The following is a 21291-nucleotide window of genomic DNA, read 5'->3' on the forward strand; positions in this document are numbered from 1 at the left end:
AGAGGCAGGAAGCAACGTAGCCATCCTGCCTGCAGTATTTATTTGCGGCTCAGACTACCGCGGCGGAACAGATTGCGACGAATGCGCGTCAGACCCGGTTTAGGCTTGCGCGGCTCATCCAGGCTGGCCAGCACCAGTTCCAGCACCCGTTCAGCTACATCACGGTGGCGCTGCGCTACCGCCAGTACCGGGCACTCAAGAAAATCCAGCAGTTCGTGATCGCCGAAGGTGGCGATCGCCAGATCGGTCGGCAAGCGGCCGCGCTGTTTCAACGTCACATCCATGACCCCCTGCAACAGAGAGAACGAGGTGGTGAAAAGCGCCTGCGGCATCGGATGAGTTTTCAACCATTCAGCAAAGAGTACGCCGGCAGCCTCGCGTTCATAACTGTTGGCGTACAGGTAATCGACAGGCCGTTCATCGCCTTCCCACGCCTGGCGAAATCCCTGCTCACGCAGGAAACTGACGGAAAGCTCCGGCAACGCGCCCAGATACAGCACTGACTCCGCCGGAAAAGTGCGAAGTTCCTGCGCCAGCGCGAAGGAATCCTCTTGGTCGGCCCCCACTACGCTGATGAAATGCTCGCGATCCAGTGCCCGGTCCAGAGCGATAATCGGCAAAGGATCCTTGGCCCAGCGCTGATAGAACGGATGTTCCGGCGGTAAGGCAGTGGAGACGATAATGGCGTCGACCTGGCGTTGCAGCAGGTGTTCAATACAGCGCATTTCGTTATCCGGCTGATCTTCCGAACAGGCAATCAATAGCTGGTAACCGCGCTGACGTGCCTGACGCTCCAGGTAGTTGGCGATACGGGTGTAGCTGGTGTTTTCCAGATCCGGTATCACCAGGCCGATAGAACGCGTACGTCCGGCGCGTAACCCTGCCGCGACGGCATTCGGGTGATAGTTATGCTCCCTGACCACGGCCATCACTTTTTCGACGGTTTTATCGCTGACACGATACTGCTTCGCTTTGCCGTTGATGACATAACTGGCCGTAGTGCGCGAAACGCCCGCGAGACGCGCGATTTCATCCAGTTTCACGTTAACCCCTTAATGACGCTGAAAATAGAAGTGAAAGCTATGCTCGGATTAACCATCGCATCCCGTGCGGTTATTCAATCCAGCCTCTGCGATCTAACAGCAGAAAACACTGCCTAGCAACCGCTTTTGCCGAAAGGTGCCAGCAAACAGACAAAAAAACACCGAAAAACAAAAGGCGCAGCCATGCCGCGCCCTCAGATTATGCCAATATCACGCCTCAGCGCATGATTTTATCGCCGCGCGACACGCCGACGACGCCGGAACGTGCCACTTCGACAATTTCAGCCACTTCACGTACCGCATTGAGGAAAGCATCCAGCTTGTCGCTGGTGCCGGCCAGTTGAACGGTGTAAAGCGTCGCCGTGACATCAACAATCTGCCCACGGAAAATATCGGCGCAGCGTTTTACCTCTTCACGACCATAACCGCTGGCCTGCAGCTTCACCAGCATGATTTCGCGTTCAACATGCGCCCCCTGCACCAGTTCACTGACGCGCAGCACGTCCACCAGCTTATGCAGTTGCTTTTCGATCTGCTCCAGCACTTTCTCATCGCCGACGGTTTGGATGGTCATACGTGACAGCGTGGGATCGTCGGTCGGCGCCACCGTCAGGCTTTCAATGTTGTAACCACGCTGGGAGAACAGCCCCACCACACGCGACAACGCACCGGATTCGTTTTCCAGCAATACAGATAAAATACGCCGCATGATCAGGTCCTCTCCGTTTTGCTTAACCACATTTCGTCCATGCTTCCGCCGCGGATCTGCATTGGGTAAACATGTTCGGTCTCATCGACGGTGACATCGACAAACACCAGTCGTTCTTTCTCGGCCAATGCCTGAGCCAGTTTGCTTTCCAGCTCATCCGGCGTGCGAATGGCGATGCCAACGTGACCGTAAGCCTCCGCCAGTTTGACGAAATCAGGCAGGGAATCCATATAAGACTGCGAATGCCGGCCGGAGTAGATCATGTCCTGCCACTGCTTCACCATGCCCAGATAGCGGTTGTTGAGGTTCACCACGATCACCGGCAGGTTGTACTGCAACGCGGTAGAAAGTTCCTGAATGTTCATCTGGATACTGCCGTCGCCGGTCACACATACGACGGTCTCATCAGGCAACGCCAGCTTCACGCCCAACGCAGCCGGCAGGCCGAAGCCCATGGTGCCCAAGCCGCCGGAGTTGATCCAGCGACGCGGTTTGTCGAACGGGTAGTAGAGCGCAGCGAACATCTGGTGCTGACCCACATCGGAGGTGACGTAAGCGTCGCCTTTGGTCAAACGATGCAGGGTTTCGATCACTGCCTGCGGCTTGATGGTACCGCTGTTTTTGTCATAGCTCAGGCAATCGCGCGCGCGCCATTGCTCAATGGACTGCCACCAGTCGCGCAGCGCATCGAAGTCCTGCGCCTTGTCGTCCTGCGCCAACAGTTCCAGCATCTGGGTCAGCACCTGTTTGGCGTCGCCCACGATCGGAATATCGGCGTCGACCGTCTTGGAGATTGAGGTGGGATCAATATCGATATGCAGTACGGTGGCGTCCGGGCAGTATTTTGCCAGGTTGTTGGTAGTGCGATCGTCAAAACGCACGCCGACGGCAAAGATCACATCGGAATGGTGCATGGTTTTGTTGGCTTCGTAAGTGCCGTGCATACCGAGCATGCCAACGCTCTGGCGGTGCGTACCGGGGAACGCGCCCAGCCCCATCAGGGTGCAGGTCACCGGCAGATTCAACTTCTCGGCCAGTTCCAGCAGTTCTGCGTCGCAGGCCGAGTTAATCGCCCCGCCGCCAACGTACATGACCGGCTTTTTGGCCGACAAAATGGTTTGCAGCGCGCGCTTTATCTGCCCGCGGTGGCCCTGCACCGTTGGGTTGTATGAGCGCATGCTCACTTCCTGCGGGTAGGCGTAAGGCATTCTGACCGCCGGGCCGACGATATCTTTCGGCAGGTCGATCACGACCGGGCCCGGGCGGCCGGTTGAAGCCAGGTAAAAGGCTTTTTTCAGGATGCCGGGAATATCTTCGGTACGCTTCACCAGGAAACTGTGCTTCACCACCGGACGCGAAATCCCGACCATGTCGCACTCCTGGAAAGCGTCGTAGCCAATCAGCGAGCTTGGAACCTGGCCGGAGAGCACCACCATCGGGATGGAGTCCATATAGGCGGTCGCAATGCCGGTAATCGCATTGGTCGCGCCAGGGCCGGAAGTCACCAGCACCACACCTACCTCACCGGTTGCGCGCGCATAGCCATCGGCCATATGCACTGCGCCCTGCTCATGACGCACCAATATGTGATCGATTCCTCCGACCGTATGCAGGGCGTCGTAAATATCAAGTACCGCCCCGCCCGGATATCCGAATACATGCTTAACGCCCTGATCGATCAACGATCGGACGACCATCTCGGCTCCTGACAACATCTCCATGGGTTTGCCTCCAGGCTTACTTATTCTTGTCTGGCGCCGGAACGTAGCGCCTGTTGTGGGGTAATGCCCCAAAATTTTTGTGGATTGATTCTAACTGATTAACATAACGTCAGAATATTGGGCAGGCAAACGGCAAAAGGGCTTAACAATAGAATGGTTATTGCCATGCAGCTGGGGATCGGGGGTTTACAAAAACAATGCACTAGCCGCTGGCGGATCAGGCTAGGCATTGTTTCGAGCAGGTAGGGAATTACAGAACTATATCAGGCAAGAATTATGCTGTTTTTTTAGCTGGTCACACTGCCCGGCGGCATCTTTAAGCCTGATCCTGGTACATCGAGTCAATTTCATGCTGGTAGCGCTGTAGAATCACCTTCCGGCGCAGCTTCAGCGTTGGGGTAAGTTCACCCAACTCCATCGAAAAGGCCGCCGGCAACAGGGTAAACCTCTTCACCTGCTCAAAGCGCGCCAGCTCTTTTTGCATGTCGCGCAGACGGTTCTCGAACATCTCTATAATGTGGCTATTGCGCAGCAGCTCCAGCCGATCCTGATATTTCAGATTGATGGATTTCGCATACTCTTCCAGCGACTCAAAGCTGGGGACTATCAAGGCCGAAACGAATTTACGCGCATCGGCGATGATCGCCACCTGCTCGATAAAGCGATCCTGAGCCAGCGTGCCTTCGAGCATCTGAGGGGCAATGTATTTGCCGCCGGAGGTTTTCATCAAATCCTTCAGGCGTTCGGTAATAAACAGGTTACCGGCCTCGTCAATCGCACCGGCGTCACCGGTTTTCAGCCAACCGTCCCCGGTAAAAGAAGCGGCGGTTTCCAGCGGCTTATTGAAATAGCCACGCATCACAATGGGGCCGCGAACCTGAATCTCATTCTCCTCGGCAATACGTACTTCAACCCCCGGCAAGGGTTTGCCGATGGATCCAAAGCGGAAATTGCCCTCTTCCCAGCAGGAAACGGTAGCGCAAGTCTCGGTCATGCCGTAACCATATTTGATGTTGACGCCCATCGCCTGGAAAAACAGAATGACATTGTCGTCAAGTTTGGCACCTGCCGCCGGCAAGAAACGCACCCTTCCGCCGAGGATGCCGCGCAGCTTGCTCAAGACCAGCTTGTCGGCCCAACGGTGAGAAAGGCTGAACAACTTGCCCAATGGCTTACCGGCGCGCTCCTGCAGGAACTTGCGTTCGCCACAGACGATTGCCCAATGGAACAGCGCACGACGCAACCAGGGCGCACGCGCTACCTTTTCATGCACCGCGCTAAAGATTTTTTCGTAGAAACGGGGTACCGCGCACATCAACGTCGGGCGTACCGCCGTCATGGCTTCACGCACCCAGTCAGTATTCGGCAGATACACGTTCTGTGCGCCGCTGTGCATGATGAAGAAGCTCCAGATGCGCTCAAATACGTGTGATATCGGCAGGAAGCTGAGGGAGACATCCTCTTCGTTCACCGTTAGCCGTTCATCATGCAGATAAAGTTGCGCGGCCAAATTACGGTAATCCAGCATAACTCCCTTTGGCTCGCCGGTGGTGCCGGAGGTATAGATCAGGGTGAACAGATCCCGCAAATCGCATTCCGCAATGCGCTGCAGATGTTGAGGCTTGAAGGCCTCAACATCAGCCCCGCGCTCAAAGGCGCTCAGGCGTTGAGCAATATCGCACCCGCGCAGATCGGTAGCGTCGTCAAACACGATGATATGTCTCAACTGCGGGCATACGCCACGCAGCGCAATGGCCGCATCCAACTGCGCCTGCTCGCCGACGAAGAGAATGCGGATATCCGCATCATTAATGATAAATGCTGCCTGAGCCGGCGTATTGGTGGCGTAAAGCGGTACGCTCACCGCCCGCAATTGCAGAATAGCCAAATCCGCCAGCGACCACGCCATGCAATTATTGGCAAAAATCGCGATGCGTTCTTGCACTTCCGCCCCCAGCGCCAGCAATGCGCTGGCGATGCGGTTAATTTGGGTATCGGCCTGCCCCCAGGTTAGTTGTGTCTCGCCATCAGGAGACCATTGGCGAAAAGCTGTGCGATCGGCACGGTGGGAAACCTGGTGCTGTATACGATGAGTCAGATGGTATTGCAGCAAATTATTGATCATAGCGCTCTAAGCCTGAAATGAATCAAACAGTTAACCTTGAGCAGAACATTTCACCCTGCGTCTCAGCTTACACGTGTTTACTTTTTTTCGCGCAGTCTACCTACTCTCAGTCAGTGGGAAAAGAGATTTCAGCGTAGAAGTGTGAGCTAAAACTCAGCTTAACTTCGTCATCCTTCAGATTGGACAAAGCGGCAGTGAAAAGATTCTATACCGGCAACAAAACGCGGCCCCTGCGGGCCGTCGCTTCAAATCAGTTTAAAACACCAACAAAAATAATAAATACAGAATATAAATTCATGTTATTTATTTTTCATAAATAGACACGCCAGCTATAAAAAAGTTATTTCCTCGTCTAAAACCAAGAAACATCTTAATAAAAAGCAAGATAGTTCCTAGCTTTTAAACATGAGAATAACACTCTCACGGAAATGTTGTCTTTCTTTAGGAAAAGCACAGCCTGAATTTACCCTGGATTGCCGGCCTCAGTCAGAACGGATTTCATCCATTGATGCCCTTTATCGCGCTCGGAAGACTCATGCCAGGAAAGATAGCAGGTCGCTTTGTTGCTTGCCGTGCATAAAGGAACCGCTTTTATTTTCAGTGATGCAGCTTGTTGCTGCACCAACCATGCAGGAGCGATGGCCACCATTTCCGTCTGGGAAACCAGGTTTAATACACTATATAAATCGGTACACTGCTGAGTAACGGCACGCTGCATGGCCTCGTCTATATAATAAGGCTTGCTGAAAGCCCCATAACTTTCCAGAGAGACCACAGCATGTTGCTCAGATAAAACTTGCTCGGGCGTAAGACTGGCAGTCATTCTCGGGTGCGCCTGCGCCACTGCCAGCACCAGTTCATCGTCGAACAACGCCACACTGCGAAACTCCGTCGATTCAAACCGGCTGTAGCCAATAACAAACTCAACGTCCTGATAGCGTAGCTGATGCTCAATATTATTGTTAATGTATGACTTTATTTGCAAATTAAGCTGGGGGGCAATCAGTTTGACATGGTTGATTATCTTGGCTCCCAATCGCAAATCAAGCGGGCTGCAGAGAGACAGCGAGAAAACCCGCGAGCTGGTAAGCGGTTCAAACTCCGAACCAGGCAGCTCATTTTGCACCAATTGCAGTGCCTGACGCACCGGCCCAAACAACTGCCGGGCCCGCAGGGTGGGCTGTATCCCCCGCCCGCTGCGTACAAACAGCTCATCATTGAACATCATCTTCAGGCGGGCAACGGCATTGCTCACCGCCGGTTGCGACATCCCCAAAGAAGTAGCAGCCCGCGTAATATTCTGCATTTGCATCACCGCGTCAAAAACAGTCAGTAAATTAAGATCGACACTGCGTAAATGAATGTCCGCAGGCTCTTTTACCATGGCAACTTCTGAATCATATTCAGCCATATATCACTCCACTAAATCCTGTGTAGATAATCCTATCCCTGTGCAGGACAAACAATGTGAAACCACACTGTGTTATTCCCACAAGATAAAATCAGTTATTCCTTCAATCGACCGATAGAAACCATCGTTATACTGCCGTGGCGCAAGCCGCATATGGGGTGCATATCAGAGAATTTCGCCGCAACGGGGAAAAGGGCACCAAGACACTACTACTAAATAGGTATCAAAATACTCAATACTATTAAGCAACGAAGTTTCAACTTTAAGCCATACTATAAAAACATATCACTAACCGTCTAAAACAGATATTTGCTTATGTAAAATGGATTAATTTATTATCTTTCTTTCAACTGATAAATAAATCATATATTTTAGAATGGAATCATTTACCAGGAAGATACCCCTCCTTCTTCCTCCGACGGTCAGATATCTTTACCGTTTCACGATAAATTTTAACGCAATAAGATACAGAAGCAATTGCTGCAGCCTATGTTCGATTAATTTATGCTAAGCAGCGCGCAAAACCCTACCTTTTTTTACGCTAACCAAATACGTTTTCACCGGATTATCCTCTACTGGCATCTTTGTCCAATTCACTGACACCTGATTGCCCCTTTATTCAATCAGGTGTTGACATCGCCAGGCCAATAACGTATCAAATTAGGAACGACACAATTTAAGAGAAGCTGAACCCTCATGATCCGTACTCACCGTCTACTAAGCCTACTACTTAACGCATCTTCTTTGCGCGGTATGCTGGTGGACAGAGTTCAGAGCTGATTCAGTCCCTCACTCATAACAAACCCGCGCTACTGCGCGGGTTTTTTTTTACCCGCTTAGCGTGAAATAAACACGATAAGGAACGCCCTGATGAGCCAACAAGTCATTATTTTCGATACCACGCTGCGTGATGGTGAACAAGCGCTGCAAGCCAGTCTGAGCGTAAAAGAGAAGATTCAGATAGCCATGGCACTGGAGAGAATGGGCGTCGACGTAATGGAAGTCGGTTTCCCGGTATCCTCTCCGGGTGATTTTGAATCGGTGCAGACCATCGCCCGTCAGATCAAAAACAGCCGCGTCTGTGGCCTGGCCCGCTGCGTAGATAACGATATCGACGTCGCCGCAGAAGCGCTGCGCGTCGCCGAGGCCTTCCGCATTCACGTCTTCCTGGCCACATCGACCCTGCACATCGAATCCAAATTGAAGCGCTCGTTCGATGAAGTGCTGGAGATGGCGGTACGCTCGGTGAAACGCGCCCGCAACTACACTGACGATGTGGAGTTCTCTTGCGAAGACGCCGGCCGGACGCCGATCGATAATCTGTGCCGTGTCGTGGAAGCCGCCATCAACGCCGGTGCCACCACCATCAATATCCCGGACACCGTCGGCTATACCACGCCGAACCAGTTCGGCGGCATCATCACCACGCTGTATGACCGCGTCCCGAACATTGATAAAGCCATTATTTCGGTCCACTGTCACGACGATCTGGGCATGGCGGTAGGTAACTCCATCGCCGCCGTACAGGCAGGTGCGCGCCAGGTAGAAGGTACGTTGAACGGTATCGGCGAACGCGCCGGCAACACCTCGCTGGAAGAAGTGATCATGGCGATCAAAGTGCGCCAGGACATCATGAACGTGCACACCAACATTAATCATCAGGAAATCTTCCGCACCAGCCAATTGGTCAGCCAGCTGTGCAACATGCCAATTCCGGCCAACAAAGCTATCGTGGGTTCCAACGCCTTCGCCCACTCCTCCGGCATTCATCAGGACGGTGTGCTGAAGAACCGCGAAAATTACGAAATCATGTCCCCGCAGACCATAGGTCTGAAAGACGTGCAGTTGAACCTGACCTCCCGTTCCGGCCGCGCTGCGGTAAAACACCGCATGGAAGAGATGGGCTATAAGGAACAGGACTACAACCTGGACACTCTGTACACCGCTTTCCTGAAGCTGGCCGACAAGAAAGGCCAGGTGTTCGATTACGATCTGGAGGCTTTAGCCTTCATTAATAAGCAGCAGGAAGAGCCGGAGCATTTCAGCCTGGGCTATTTCAGCGTGCAGTCCGGCACCAACATTATGGCCACCGCCTCGGTGAAACTGATCTGCGGCGATGAAGAAAAAGCCGAAGCGGCAACCGGCAACGGCCCGGTCGACGCGGTTTATCAGGCCATCAATCGCATTACCGATTACCCGATCGAATTAGTGAAGTATCAGTTGACCGCCAAAGGCCAGGGCCGCGACGCACTGGGCCAGGTTGATATCGTGGTGTCCTACAACGGCCGCCGCTTCCATGGCGTGGGTCTGGCGACCGACATCGTGGAATCCTCCGCCAAGGCGATGGTTCACGTATTGAACAATATTTGGCGCTCCCAGCAGGTAGAAAAAGAAAAACAGCGTCTGCAGCAAAGCAAACATCAAAATAATCAGGAAACGGTGTGAACATGACGAAGACTTACCATATTGCCGTCTTGCCCGGAGACGGAATCGGCCCGGAAGTAATGGCTCAGGCGCACAAGGTGCTGGACGCAGTGCGTCAACGCTTTGATATCCGCATCACCACCAGCGAATACGACGTCGGTGGCATTGCCATCGATCGCCACGGCAGCCCGCTGCCGCAGGCCACCCTCAGTGGGTGCGAGCAAGCCGATGCGATCCTGTTCGGCTCGGTGGGTGGTCCGAAATGGGAACACCTGCCACCGGCAGAACAGCCTGAGCGCGGTGCATTGCTGCCGTTACGCAAGCACTTCAAACTGTTCAGCAACCTGCGACCGGCCCGCCTGTACCAAGGGTTGGAAGAATTCTGCCCGCTGCGTGCCGACATCGCCGCCCGTGGTTTTGACATCTTGTGCGTGCGTGAGCTGACCGGCGGTATCTACTTCGGTCAACCGAAAGGCCGTGAAGGCCAGGGCATGCAGGAACGCGCCTTTGATACCGAGGTGTATCACCGCTTCGAGATCGAACGCATCGCGCGCATCGCCTTTGAGTCCGCCCGCAAGCGCCGTAACAAGGTTACCTCTATCGATAAGGCCAACGTACTGCAAAGCTCCATTCTGTGGCGCGAAGTGGTGAGCCAGGTTGCCAAAGACTATCCGGACGTGTCGCTGTCGCACATGTACATCGACAACGCCACCATGCAGCTGATTAAAGATCCGTCGCAGTTCGACGTGTTGCTGTGCTCCAACCTGTTCGGCGATATCTTGTCCGACGAATGCGCGATGATCACCGGTTCCATGGGCATGCTGCCTTCCGCCAGCCTGAACGAACAGGGCTTTGGCCTGTATGAGCCTGCGGGCGGTTCTGCGCCGGATATCGCGGGTAAAGGCATCGCCAACCCGATCGCCCAGATCCTGTCCGCGACCCTGTTGCTGCGTTACAGCCTGGGCGCCTCCGAGGCGGCCGACGCCATTGAACGCGCCATCAACCAGGCGCTGGAACAAGGTTACCGCACCGCCGACCTGGCCGGTGAGGGCAAGGCCATCAGCACCGATGAAATGGGTGACGTTATCGCCCGCTTTATAGCTCAGGGGGCATAACATGTCGAAAACCTTATATCAGAAATTATATGATGCCCACGTGGTGTACGAAGCGCCGAACGAAACGCCGCTGTTGTATATCGATCGCCACCTGGTGCACGAAGTCACGTCTCCGCAGGCGTTCGACGGCCTGCGCGCCATGGGCCGCAAAGTGCGCCAGCCGGGCAAGACCTTTGCCACCATGGACCACAACGTGTCCACCCAGACCAAAGACATTAACGCCAGCGGCGAGATGGCCCGCATTCAGATGCAGGAACTGATCAAGAACTGCGCTGAGTTCGGCGTTTCGCTGTACGACCTGAACCACCCGTTCCAGGGCATCGTGCACGTTATCGGCCCAGAGCAGGGCATGACGCTGCCGGGGATGACCATCGTCTGTGGCGACTCCCACACCGCCACCCATGGCGCCTTCGGTTCGTTGGCGTTTGGTATCGGTACCTCGGAAGTGGAGCACGTGCTGGCGACCCAGACCCTGAAACAGGGCCGCGCCAAGACCATGAAAATTGAAGTGACCGGCGTCGCCGCGGAAGGCATCACCGCCAAGGACATCGTGTTGGCGGTGATCGGTAAAACCGGCAGTGCCGGCGGTACCGGCCACGTGGTGGAATTCTGTGGCAAGGCGATTGAAGCGCTGAGCATGGAAGGCCGCATGACGCTGTGCAACATGGCGATCGAAATGGGCGCCAAAGCGGGCCTGGTCGCACCGGACGACACCACCTTTGACTATCTGAAAGGCCGCCAATTTGCCCCTACCGGCGAAAACTGGGAACAAGGTGTCGCTTATTGGCGCACGCTGAAATCCGACGACGATGCCAAATTCGACGCCGTGGTAACCCTGCGCGCCGAAGACATCGCGCCGCAGGTGACCTGGGGCACCAACCCAGGACAGGTGATCGCCGTCAACCAGGCGATCCCGGCGCCGGAGTCCTTTAGCGATCCGGTCGAACGCGCCTCGGCCGAAAAGGCGTTGGCCTATATGGATCTGAAGCCGGGCATCAAGCTGACGGAAGTGCCGATCGACAAAGTGTTTATCGGTTCCTGTACCAACTCGCGCATTGAAGATCTGCGTGCGGCGGCGGCAATTGCCAAAGGGCGCAAAGTCGCCAGCGGCGTTCAGGCCATCGTGGTGCCGGGTTCCGGCCCGGTAAAAGCGCAGGCGGAAGCCGAAGGCCTGGACAAGATTTTTATTGAAGCCGGTTTTGAATGGCGTTTGCCGGGCTGTTCCATGTGCCTGGCGATGAACAACGATCGCCTGAACCCGGGCGAACGCTGCGCATCCACCAGCAACCGTAACTTCGAAGGGCGTCAGGGCCGCGGTGGGCGCACCCACCTGGTCAGCCCGGCGATGGCCGCCGCCGCCGCCGTTGCCGGCCATTTCGCCGATATCCGTGATATTCACTAAGGGGCACTACCGTGGCTAAATTTACTCAACATACCGGTTTAGTGGTGCCTTTGGATGCGGCCAACGTCGACACCGACGCCATTATTCCAAAACAGTTTTTGCAGAAAGTTACCCGCACGGGTTTCGGCCAGCACCTGTTCAACGACTGGCGCTTTTTGGACGATGCCGGCCAGCAACCGAACCCGGAGTTCGTGCTGAACAAGCCGCGCTACAAAGGAGCCAGCATTCTGTTGGCGCGTGAGAACTTCGGCTGCGGATCCTCACGCGAGCATGCGCCCTGGGCGCTGACCGACTACGGCTTCAAAGTGGTGATAGCGCCAAGCTTCGCCGATATTTTTTACGGTAACTCGTTCAACAACCAGCTGCTGCCGGTAACGCTGAGCGAACAGGACGTGGATACGCTGTTCAAGCTGGTGGCCGAAAACGAAGGTACCGAGTTTGTGGTGGATCTGGAAAATCAGACGGTGAATGCCGGTGGCAAAAGCTATCCGTTCGAGATCGACGGCTTCCGCCGCCACTGCATGATCCACGGGTTGGACAGTATCGGCCTCACGCTGCAACACGAAGCGGACATCTCCTGCTACGAGGCGCAACAGCCGGCGTTTCTGAATTAACGCTTTCACCCGCCATCCGGCGGGTGAGTTTTTTCCTCACCAGTAACCCAGCCACTTCCACCACGCCCCACCGATCAGGATCCAGATCAGCAGGTTAATCACGCTCACCACAAAGCCGGTTTTCCACCATTCCCCCAGCGTCACATAACCGGAACCGAAAACTATAGGTGCGGTGCCGGTGCCGTAATGGGTCAGCGACATCATCAGTGAAGAGGCGAACGCCAGAATCAACCCCAGCAGCGCCGGCGGTGCGCCCAATGTCATTCCTGCAGCCAGGAAGGCGGCAAACATCGCGGTAACGTGGGCAGTAGCGCTGGCGAAAAAATAATGCGAATAGAGGTAGATGGCGGTCAGCAAGATGGCGCCGCCCACCCAGCTCATGCCCATATGGTCGATGCCACTGCCGACAGAGTGCGACAGCCAGTCAATCAGCCCTAGCTTGCCGAGGAAGCTGGCCATCATCACCAGCGCGGAAAACCACACCACCGTATCCCAGGCTCCTTTGTGCTTGAGCACGTCCTCCCAGCTCAGCACGCCGGTCGCCAGCAGCACTGCCAGGCCGATCAACGCCGCCGTGGTCGGATTTACCAACAACGCCGGGCCAAAGATCATCGCCGGAATGCCGGCCCACAGCACCAACAACAGGGCAAACACCCCTAAAGTGATTTTCTCCGGCAGCGTCACCGGCCCCAACGCAGTGAGTTTTTCCCGCGCAAAACGCGGTGCGTCCGGCGTGCTTTTGATTTCCGGTGGGTACAACAGATAAAGCACCAGCGGTATCGCCACCAACGAACAGAGCCCCGGCACCAATGCGGCGAGCGCCCACATCGACCATGACAGTTCCAGGCTGCCGCCGGTGCCTTTGGCGATCAGGCTGACGATCAGAGGGTTAGACGCGGTGGCGGTAATAAACATCGCCGAGCTCACCGGGTTGATATTGTAATTCACCAGTGCCAGATAACGGCCAATCTTGCCGGAACTGTTCAACTCCGGCCGGGATCCGAAGCTATCGGCGATCGACTTCATTATCGGATGAATAATCCCGCCGCCACGGGCGGTATTGCTCGGGGTAACCGGCGCCAAAGTGAGTTCCGCCAGCGTCAGCGCGTAGGCGATACCCAGCGTCTTTTTGCCGAACAGGGAGATAAAATAGTAACCGATCCGCGAGCCCAACCCGGTTTTGTTGAGGCTAAAGGAGATCATGATCGAGAAGCCAATCAGCCAAATCAACTGATTGGAAAAACCGCTGAGCGCATCCTCCAGCGCCGCCCCCGGCTTGCCGGGATTAGTCACGCCGGTGATCGCCACCAGCGCGATGGCCACCACAGAAACGGCGCCAATCGGCATCGCCTTGCCGATGATGGCGATGATAGTGCCGATAAACAGCGCCAGCAGGTGCCAGGCATTGGGCGCAACCCCTGCTGGAACCGGGATGACAAACCAAATAAGCGAAGCGGCGGCAACGGCACACAGAGAGGGGACGGGTTTGAGCGGTGTTAGTTTGTCCATGGCATACCCAAATGGTCTAAACGGATCGGCATCTCAGCAGCAAGATGGGCAAGAGCGCCGCAATCGCGCTCCGGGTCCGTTTAGCTTGGGGTTCTGGCGTAATGTTCTCAATGACATGCATCAATGTTAATGACGTTAGTGTTTACACTTCTCGCACGCGGGCGCTGATCCACAGCGCCATCACCGCCAGGGCTGTCGCCAGCCAATAAACCGCATAGTGCCCCAGGTTTTCCACCAGCACGCCTTGCAATACGCCGGCCAGGATCACCCCGGTAGAAATGCTGTTGGTAAACAAGGTAGTCGCCGCACCGGGCCGCCCGGGCATCAGATCCTGGAAATAGAGCATGCCGATACCGGCGATGATGCCGATAAATATGGCGTTGAACAGTTGCAACACCATCAGCGCCAGCTTGAATTTAAATACCACCAACCCGGCATAAAACAGGATGCCGGCCGCCACGGCAAACAGCATCATATTGCGCTTGCCGAAACGTTTGACGTAATAACCGGCCAGCAGCATCGCCGGGATCTCAAGCCCGGCAGCCGTGCCCATCAACAACCCCGCAAGACTCTCCGGCAGGCCCAGATCGGCGGTGATATACAGCGGCATATCGATGATGTACAGGGTATTGCAAGTCCACATCAACATAGAGGCGATAAACAGCCGCCGCACATCGGGGTTTCGCCAGTCGCCAGCGGGCGCTATCGGGGCCGAAGACGCGCCGTCCGGCTCATCGCCCTGTTGCGCCGACTGGGTGCGCGGCACTGAAGGCAAGGTAAACCACACCAGCAAGGCGCAGATCGCGAAGGTGGCGGCGGCGATGATAAACATCCAGGTAAAGCCGTAGTTCAACGCCAACGTGAACGCCAGAGGTGGGCCAATCACCCACGCCAGCGACAGTTGCGCACGCATGACCGAACTGAACATCACCACTTCACGCGCCGAGCTGTCGGCATATTCCCGCGCCAGCGCGAAAATCTGCGGCATGGCGGTATTGGCAATCGCCGACATCAGCACCCCGGCGGTGATCAGCGTCAGGTAGTCGCGGTTGAAGGCAAACAACAGGCAGTTGCCGACCGCCATCAGGCAACACACCAGGATCAGCGTGCGCCGGTCACCGCGCGTATCCGAACGCTTGGCCAGCAGAAAACTGACGGCGATGCCGGCAATGGCGTTGACGGTGTAGAACAACCCCACCCACAGCGGCCGTACCTTGACTTCGGTGGTGAGGAACAGGCTCAGCGTCGGCGCCAACAGCGCCCCGGCGATCCCGGAAAGAAAAGCAATCAGCAGGAATGCGGCAAAGATGGGATTAAAGCGGCGCGGCAACCAGTACAGTCGTTTCATATCTTCGTCCCTGGCCCTAAAGCAGAAGAGCAAACCTTAGGTTAAGGTGGGGAAATTGCAAGGATAATGCCGTTGCCGACGATAAAAAAACCAGTGGGTATGACCCCACTGGCTGGTGAACAACACCATTACTCAGAAACTTTTTTGCCGCCGCAAACTCAGAGATGCTCGCGATATTGCTTGTCCGTCATATCCTTGATATCCCACTGTGTCAGGTGGGCCAACATCTCCAGCCGGGCCTGTTCCGGCACCAGGCCCAGCCAGTCGGCGTGCTGGCGGCACACCGCGCTGAAGTAGCGCTGATAGAACTGTTTTGACAAGAAAGCTTTCATCATTCGCCCTCCCCCTTTCATTGAGGAAAATTATCGGCGTAATATGGGGAAAGATAAATTGATGAGTTGATGCCGGAGCGTTCCTCTTTTATGTCTACCTCACGTTTGCAACAGCAGTTCATTCGCCTGTGGCAGCGCTGCCACGGCGAGACCACCGACACCACGCTGCAAGAGTTGGCCGAAGTGCTCACTTGCTCGCGCCGTCACGTGCGTTCATTGCTCGGCGCCATGCAACAACAAGGGTGGCTGACCTGGCAAGCGGAATCGGGGCGCGGCAAGCGTTCGCGCCTCACCTTCCACTACACCGGCCTGGCGCTGCAGCAGCAGCGAGCAGAAGAGCTGCTGGAGCAGGATCGCATCGATCAACTGGTGCAACTGGTCGGCGATAAAAACGTGGTGCGGCAAATGCTGCTGTCCCAGCTTGGGCGCAGCTTTCGGCAAGGTAAACACATCCTGCGCGTACTCTACTATCGCCAGTTGTATAACCTGCTGCCCGGCTCGGCGCTGCGCCGTTCGGAAATTCACCTGGCCCGACAGATTTTCAGCGGCCTGACGCGGATAAACGAGGAAAACGGGGAACTGGAGTCGGACCTGTCTCATCACTGGCAGCCGCTGACGCCCTTGCACTGGCGTTTTTATCTGCGCCCGGCGATACATTTTCATCACGGACGCGAGCTGGAAATGGACGATGTGATTAGCTCCCTCACTCGTCTGATCCCTCAGCCGCTGTTTTCGCATATCGAGAGCGTGACCTCACCGACGCCTTTCGTGATTGACGTGCGCCTGCACAGCCCCGATTACTGGTTGCCCTGGCTGCTGGGCAGCGTGCCTGCCATGATCCTGCCGCGCGAGTGGCAAAGTATGCCGGAATTCTCGCGCCATCCTGTGGGCACCGGGCCGTACAGCGTGGTGCGCAACCACCGCAGCCAGATGAAAATCCACGCCTTCGATGACTACTTCGGCTACCGGGCACTGATTGATGAGGTGAATATCTGGGTGTTGCCGGAGCTTACCGAAGAGCTGGTGCATTCCGGCGTGCAACTGCAGGCGGATGACACCGGCAACAACGAACTGGAAAGCCGGCTGGAGGAAGGCTGCTATTTCCTGCTGTTCGATCAACGCTCTCCTTTGGCGGCCGATCCGGCCATTCGCAGTTGGCTGTGCGAGCTGATTAATCCCATCTCGCTGCTGAGCAACGCCGGGCCGGTTTATCAACGCTATTGGTCACCGGCCTATGGCATCCTGCCGCGCTGGCATCACAATCGTGCGCTGGCGCAACAACCCAAGCCGGCCGGGCTGACCGAGTTGACGCTGACCTACTACAGTGAACACTCGGAGTTCCACGCCATTCAGCAGGCAATTGAACCACTGCTGGCACTGCACGGGGTGCGGCTTAACGTGCAGGTGGTGAGCTACGACGCCTGGCATCAAGGGGAAGCGACCAGCGATCTGTGGCTGGGCAGCGCCAACTTCTACCTGCCGCTGGAGTTTTCGCTGTTCGCCACCCTGTATGAACTGCCGCTGATGCAGCACTGCATGAATGAAGATCTCGCCGCAGATGCCGCGCTGTGGCGCGCCAATGCCTTGCCGCTGGCGGATTTTTGCCAACGGTTGGTCAAGGGTCACCAGTTACACCCGCTGTTTCATCACTGGCTGCAACTGCATGGCCAACGCAGCATGCGCGGCGTACGAATGAATACCCTTGGCTGGTTTGATTTTAAATCCGCCTGGTTTGCGCCGCCGGAAGCATAAGCGCCTTTCGCCGACGCCCGTTAGTCTCTACAATAGCGCCGTCTCAACGGGGTGCGAAACGGCGGTGCGATGAAAACGCGGCGTGCAGGTTTTGCTGAGAACAAACCCGTCGAACCTGATCCGGTCAATACCGGCGGAGGGATTTGAGCATAGCGACCCGGTTTAATCACCTCGCCCTCAGATACCTTTGCCCCCTTATCTTTCAGGAGTGCAAAGTGGTCAAAAAAAGCCTGCCCTTATTACTGTTGTTGTGCACCTTACCGGTGTTTGCCAAGCCCACGTTGACGGTCTACACCTATGATTCCTTCGCTGCCGACTGGGGCCCCGGCCCGGCGGTAAAAAAAGCGTTCGAAGCAGACTGCAACTGCGAGCTGAAATTCGTCGCGCTGGAAGATGGCGTTTCGCTGCTTAACCGCTTGCGCATGGAAGGGAAAAACAGCGCCGCCGACGTGGTGCTGGGGCTGGACAACAACCTGCTGCAGGCCGCGCAACAAACCGGCTTATTCGCGCCTAGCCGCGTTGACGGCGCCAAACTGAACGTGCCTGGCGGCTGGCAGGATAAAACCTTCGTGCCTTATGACTACGGCTACTTTGCCTTCGTTTACAACAAAGAAAAGCTGAAGAACCCACCAAAGAGCCTGCAAGAACTGGTCAACGGCGATCAGAACTGGAAGGTGATCTACGAAGATCCGCGCACCAGCACCCCAGGCCTGGGTCTGCTGCTGTGGATGCAGAAAGTGTTTGGCGATAAAGCGCCGGAAGCCTGGCAGAAACTGGCGAAGAAAACCGTCACCGTCACCAAAGGCTGGAGTGAAGCCTACGGCCTGTTCCTGAAAGGCGAAGGCGATCTGGTGCTCAGCTACACCACCTCCCCGGCTTATCATCTGATCGAAGAGAAGAAAGACAGCTACGCCGCGGCCAACTTCAGCGAAGGCCATTATTTGCAGGTGGAAGTGGCGGGCAAGCTCAAGGCCGGCAAGCAGCCTGAGCTGGCGGAACGCTTCATGCAATTTATGGTGACCCCGGCGTTCCAGAACGCCATTCCAACCGGTAACTGGATGTACCCGGTGATCAAGACTCAACTGCCGGCAGGCTTTGATCAAATGACCGTCCCCCAGACCGCGCTGCAATACAGCGCCGAAGAGGTCGCCAAACAACGCGGTAACTGGATCCGGGCATGGCAAACCGCCGTCAGCCGCTGATCCCGCACTGGCTCTGGCCGGGGCTGCTGGCCGCCGGCCTGATCCTGGCCGTCGCCGCGCTGGCGATGGGCTCGCTGTGGCGGCACGCACCGGAAAGCGATTGGCGTGGCCTGTGGCAGGATAGCTACCTGTGGCACGTAGTCCGCTTTACCTTCTGGCAGGCGTTGCTGTCCGCACTGATCTCGGTGCTACCCGCCATAGCGCTGGCCCGCGCGCTGTATCGCCGCCGCTTTCCAGGCCGGCTGTTGCTGCTGCGGCTGTGCGCCATGACGCTGGTGTTGCCGGTATTGGTGGCGGTGTTCGGCCTGCTCAGCGTGTATGGCCGACAGGGCTGGCTGGCATTGCTGTGCGGCTGGCTCGGCATCAACTACAGTTTTTCCCCCTATGGTCTGCAGGGCATCCTGCTGGCGCATATGTTCTTCAATCTGCCGCTGGCCGCCCGCCTGCTGCTGCAGGCGTTGGAAAACATTCCGGTCGAACAGCGCCAACTGGCGGCCCAACTCGGCATGAACGGCTGGCAACAGTTCCGCTTCGTCGAGTGGCCGGCGCTGCGCCGCCAGATCCTGCCGAGCGGCGCGCTGATCTTCATGCTCTGTTTCGCCAGCTTCGCCACCGTGTTGTCACTGGGCGGCGGGCCGCAGGCCACCACCATAGAACTGGCGATCTACCAGGCGCTCAGCTATGACTACGATCTCAGCCGCGCCGCCCTGCTGGCGCTGATCCAGTTGGCGTGCTGTCTGGGGCTGGTAGTGCTCAGCCAGCGACTGAGCCAGGCGCTGCCGGTCGGCAGCACCCAGGCCCACATTTGGCGCAATCCCGAAGACAGCCTGTGGCGTCGCGCCAGCGATTTTCTGCTGATCGCCGCCGCCCTGCTGCTGTTGCTGCCCCCGCTGCTGGCGGTGATTGCCGATGGCGCCAATCAGACGATGATCAGCGTCCTGCAACAGCAGGTGCTGTGGCAAGCGCTGTTCACGTCACTGCGTATCGCGCTCGGTGCCGGCGCGTTGTGCGTGGTGTTGACCATGATGTTGCTGTGGAGCAGCCGTGAACTGAAGCTGCAACAGCGGCTACGCTGGGGCCAAACGCTTGAACTGAGCGGCATGGTGATTCTGGCGATGCCGGGGATCGTGCTGGCCACCGGTTTCTTCCTGTTGTTGAGCGATACTGTCGGGTTGCCGCAGTCTCCCTATGCTTTGGTGATCCTCACCAATGCGCTGATGGCGGTACCCTACGCCCTGAAGGTGCTGGAAAACCCGATGCGAGACCTGGCCGAGCGTTACAACCCGCTGTGCCTGTCGCTGGATATGCACGGCTGGCAACGGCTGCGCTGGATCGAGCTGAAAGCGCTGCGCCGCCCGCTGGCGCAGGCGCTGGCTTTCGCCTGCGTACTGTCGATCGGCGATTTCGGCGTGGTGGCCCTGTTTGGCAACGAGCAGTTCCGCACCCTGCCTTTTTACCTGTACCAGCAGATCGGCGCCTATCGCAGCAATGACGGCGCGGTCACCGCACTGTTGCTGCTGCTGCTGTGCTTCCTGCTGTTTACCCTGATCGAACGCTTACCGGGCCGCCATGCTGACGCTTGAAAAACTGACCTATCTGTATGAACACCTGCCGATGCGCTTTGACCTGCGTATCCGGCCGGGCGAACGTGTCGCGGTGCTCGGCCCCAGTGGCGCGGGTAAAAGCACCCTGCTCAGCCTGATCGCCGGTTTCCTGCCGGCCGCCAGCGGCAGGCTGCTGCTGAACGGCTGCGACCACACCGGCACGCCGCCGGCCAAAAGGCCGGTCTCGATGCTGTTTCAGGAAAACAACCTGTTCGCCCACCTGAGGGTAGCGCAGAATATCGGCTTGGGCCTCGACCCCGGGCTGCGGCTGAACGCGGACCAAAAACAACAGTTGGCGCAGATCGCCCGCCAGGTGGGGTTGGAAGAACATCTTCAGCGCCTGCCGTCACAGCTTTCCGGCGGCCAGCGCCAGCGTGCGGCCCTGGCCCGCTGCCTGATCCGCCAGCGGCCCATCCTGCTGCTCGACGAGCCTTTCTCGGCGCTCGACCCCGCTCTGCGCAACGAGATGCTGCAACTGTTGCAAGAGGTTTGCGACCAACGCAACCTGACGCTGCTGATGGTGTCGCACAACCTGGATGACGCCGCACGCATCGCGCCGCGCACCCTGTTGGTGGTCGACGGGCGGATTTATTACGACGGCCCCACGCAGGCGCTGTTGGACGGCAGCGCACCGGAAGCTCGGGTGCTGGGCATTTCGCACAAACCGTGATCCGCAGCGCGTTTTTTATGCTGGGTGAATAAACCTGTTGTGCGAATTTTTCGCCTGTGGTTTTATAAAAACCTGACTTTTATTACTGATGATAAGGTTCCCTGTGATCGCATCCTCGCTGACTTCGACCCTACTAGTTACCGCGCTACCAGCCGCGGTGATGGTCGTCGTGCGTGTGGTAGTGGTCGTCGGCAATGCGCCGTAGGGTCCGAATCAACGCATCGATTCCCAAACCCCGCCGGCGCAAACCGGGCGGGGTTTCTTGTTTTAGCCCCCTGCCCAGAAAAGCGAACCGGCCCTGAGAAAGGAT

General features: G+C 56.7%; 17 protein-coding genes and 1 riboswitch. Of the genes, 9 read left to right on the top strand and 8 right to left on the bottom strand.

Translation table 11 applies throughout. The annotated features are described in order from the left end of the window. Positions 1-38: 38 nt before the first annotated feature. From cra to leuO, 5 genes are all read right to left on the bottom strand, one after another. On the bottom strand, positions 39-1043 hold the full coding sequence (gene cra / locus D4100_RS23690) for a catabolite repressor/activator (RefSeq protein WP_004950124.1): 1005 nt from the start codon (positions 1041-1043) through the stop codon (positions 39-41). Between the two features lie 217 nt (positions 1044-1260). Next, a complete protein-coding gene (gene ilvN / locus D4100_RS23695; RefSeq protein ID WP_004950121.1) occupies positions 1261-1752 on the bottom strand; it encodes an acetolactate synthase small subunit in 492 nt (163 codons plus the stop codon). Between the two features lie 2 nt (positions 1753-1754). Then, positions 1755-3473, bottom strand: coding sequence for an acetolactate synthase 3 large subunit (gene ilvI, locus D4100_RS23700; protein ID WP_006317594.1), 1719 nt, complete (start codon positions 3471-3473; stop codon positions 1755-1757). A gap of 316 nt (positions 3474-3789) precedes the next feature. After that, positions 3790-5598 (bottom strand): AMP-dependent synthetase/ligase, encoded by a 1809-nt coding sequence (locus D4100_RS23705; RefSeq protein ID WP_119805379.1) that lies wholly within the window; start codon positions 5596-5598, stop codon positions 3790-3792. Between the two features lie 463 nt (positions 5599-6061). Then, positions 6062-7009 carry a transcriptional regulator LeuO gene (gene leuO / locus D4100_RS23710; protein WP_006317592.1) on the bottom strand — a complete coding sequence of 316 codons (948 nt, stop codon included), beginning with the start codon at positions 7007-7009 and terminating at the stop codon, positions 6062-6064. Positions 7010-7879: 870 nt separating this feature from the next. On the opposite strand from leuO, the gene leuA reads away from it, so the two are divergent. From leuA to leuD, 4 genes are read left to right on the top strand one after another with little or no spacing between them, the layout of a single operon-like run. Then, the gene (gene leuA, locus D4100_RS23720) at positions 7880-9454 is read left to right on the top strand and encodes a 2-isopropylmalate synthase (protein WP_006317591.1); all 1575 of its coding nucleotides are present in this window, start codon (positions 7880-7882) and stop codon (positions 9452-9454) included. Positions 9455-9456: 2 nt separating this feature from the next. Continuing rightward, positions 9457-10548, top strand: coding sequence for a 3-isopropylmalate dehydrogenase (gene leuB / locus D4100_RS23725; RefSeq protein ID WP_006317582.1), 1092 nt, complete (start codon positions 9457-9459; stop codon positions 10546-10548). A gap of 1 nt (position 10549) precedes the next feature. Next, positions 10550-11950: a 3-isopropylmalate dehydratase large subunit gene (gene leuC / locus D4100_RS23730; RefSeq protein WP_006317581.1), complete on the top strand. Its 1401-nt coding sequence runs from the start codon at positions 10550-10552 to the stop codon at positions 11948-11950. 11 nt (positions 11951-11961) lie between these two features. Next, positions 11962-12564, top strand: a complete 603-nt coding sequence (gene leuD, locus D4100_RS23735) for a 3-isopropylmalate dehydratase small subunit (protein WP_119805381.1) — start codon at positions 11962-11964, stop codon at positions 12562-12564. Positions 12565-12600: 36 nt separating this feature from the next. On the opposite strand, the gene D4100_RS23740 is transcribed toward leuD, so the two are convergent. The 3 genes from D4100_RS23740 to sgrT form a co-directional block, all read right to left on the bottom strand. Next, a complete protein-coding gene (locus tag D4100_RS23740; protein WP_006317579.1) occupies positions 12601-14073 on the bottom strand; it encodes a DASS family sodium-coupled anion symporter in 1473 nt (490 codons plus the stop codon). A gap of 142 nt (positions 14074-14215) precedes the next feature. Further along, positions 14216-15421: a sugar efflux transporter gene (locus D4100_RS23745; RefSeq protein WP_119805382.1), complete on the bottom strand. Its 1206-nt coding sequence runs from the start codon at positions 15419-15421 to the stop codon at positions 14216-14218. A 158-nt stretch (positions 15422-15579) separates the two neighbouring features. Beyond that, a complete protein-coding gene (gene sgrT, locus D4100_RS23750; protein WP_119805383.1) occupies positions 15580-15756 on the bottom strand; it encodes a glucose uptake inhibitor SgrT in 177 nt (58 codons plus the stop codon). Positions 15757-15843: 87 nt separating this feature from the next. On the opposite strand from sgrT, the gene sgrR reads away from it, so the two are divergent. The 5 genes from sgrR (at position 15844) to ivbL (ending at position 21186) form a co-directional block, all read left to right on the top strand. Then, entirely contained in the window at positions 15844-17505 is a 1662-nt protein-coding gene (sgrR, locus tag D4100_RS23755) for an HTH-type transcriptional regulator SgrR (protein WP_119805393.1), read from the top strand. 37 nt (positions 17506-17542) lie between these two features. Next, positions 17543-17665, top strand: a riboswitch (TPP riboswitch). 55 nt (positions 17666-17720) lie between these two features. Next, positions 17721-18707, top strand: a complete 987-nt coding sequence (gene thiB / locus D4100_RS23760) for a thiamine ABC transporter substrate binding subunit (RefSeq protein ID WP_119805384.1) — start codon at positions 17721-17723, stop codon at positions 18705-18707. Further along, positions 18683-20290, top strand: a complete 1608-nt coding sequence (gene thiP / locus D4100_RS23765; RefSeq protein WP_119805385.1) for a thiamine/thiamine pyrophosphate ABC transporter permease ThiP — start codon at positions 18683-18685, stop codon at positions 20288-20290. The genes thiB and thiP overlap by 25 nt, the downstream gene beginning before the upstream one ends. Continuing rightward, positions 20277-20981 (top strand): thiamine ABC transporter ATP-binding protein ThiQ, encoded by a 705-nt coding sequence (thiQ, locus tag D4100_RS23770; protein ID WP_006317573.1) that lies wholly within the window; start codon positions 20277-20279, stop codon positions 20979-20981. The genes thiP and thiQ overlap by 14 nt, the downstream gene beginning before the upstream one ends. Before the next feature lie 88 nt (positions 20982-21069). Next, positions 21070-21186, top strand: coding sequence for an ilvB operon leader peptide IvbL (ivbL, locus tag D4100_RS23775; protein WP_208295193.1), 117 nt, complete (start codon positions 21070-21072; stop codon positions 21184-21186). The last annotated feature ends 105 nt before the right edge of the window (positions 21187-21291 follow it).

It is taken from the genome of Serratia inhibens (assembly GCF_003591175.1).
Taxonomy (GTDB): domain Bacteria; phylum Pseudomonadota; class Gammaproteobacteria; order Enterobacterales; family Enterobacteriaceae; genus Serratia; species Serratia inhibens.

Bases quoted from the DNA above. Each gene is read 5' to 3' on its own strand.
- ilvN (WP_004950121.1), bottom strand. From the start codon at position 1,752: ATGCGGCGTATTTTATCTGTATTGCTGGAAAACGAATCCGGTGCGTTG.
- ilvI (WP_006317594.1), bottom strand. From the start codon at position 3,473: ATGGAGATGTTGTCAGGAGCCGAGATGGTCGTCCGATCGTTGATCGAT.
- D4100_RS23705 (WP_119805379.1), bottom strand. From the start codon at position 5,598: ATGATCAATAATTTGCTGCAATACCATCTGACTCATCGTATACAGCAC.
- leuO (WP_006317592.1), bottom strand. From the start codon at position 7,009: ATGGCTGAATATGATTCAGAAGTTGCCATGGTAAAAGAGCCTGCGGAC.
- leuA (WP_006317591.1), top strand. From the start codon at position 7,880: ATGAGCCAACAAGTCATTATTTTCGATACCACGCTGCGTGATGGTGAA.
- leuB (WP_006317582.1), top strand. From the start codon at position 9,457: ATGACGAAGACTTACCATATTGCCGTCTTGCCCGGAGACGGAATCGGC.
- leuC (WP_006317581.1), top strand. From the start codon at position 10,550: ATGTCGAAAACCTTATATCAGAAATTATATGATGCCCACGTGGTGTAC.
- D4100_RS23740 (WP_006317579.1), bottom strand. From the start codon at position 14,073: ATGGACAAACTAACACCGCTCAAACCCGTCCCCTCTCTGTGTGCCGTT.
- D4100_RS23745 (WP_119805382.1), bottom strand. From the start codon at position 15,421: ATGAAACGACTGTACTGGTTGCCGCGCCGCTTTAATCCCATCTTTGCC.
- sgrT (WP_119805383.1), bottom strand. From the start codon at position 15,756: ATGATGAAAGCTTTCTTGTCAAAACAGTTCTATCAGCGCTACTTCAGC.
- sgrR (WP_119805393.1), top strand. From the start codon at position 15,844: ATGTCTACCTCACGTTTGCAACAGCAGTTCATTCGCCTGTGGCAGCGC.
- thiP (WP_119805385.1), top strand. From the start codon at position 18,683: ATGGCAAACCGCCGTCAGCCGCTGATCCCGCACTGGCTCTGGCCGGGG.
- thiQ (WP_006317573.1), top strand. From the start codon at position 20,277: ATGCTGACGCTTGAAAAACTGACCTATCTGTATGAACACCTGCCGATG.
- ivbL (WP_208295193.1), top strand. From the start codon at position 21,070: ATGATAAGGTTCCCTGTGATCGCATCCTCGCTGACTTCGACCCTACTA.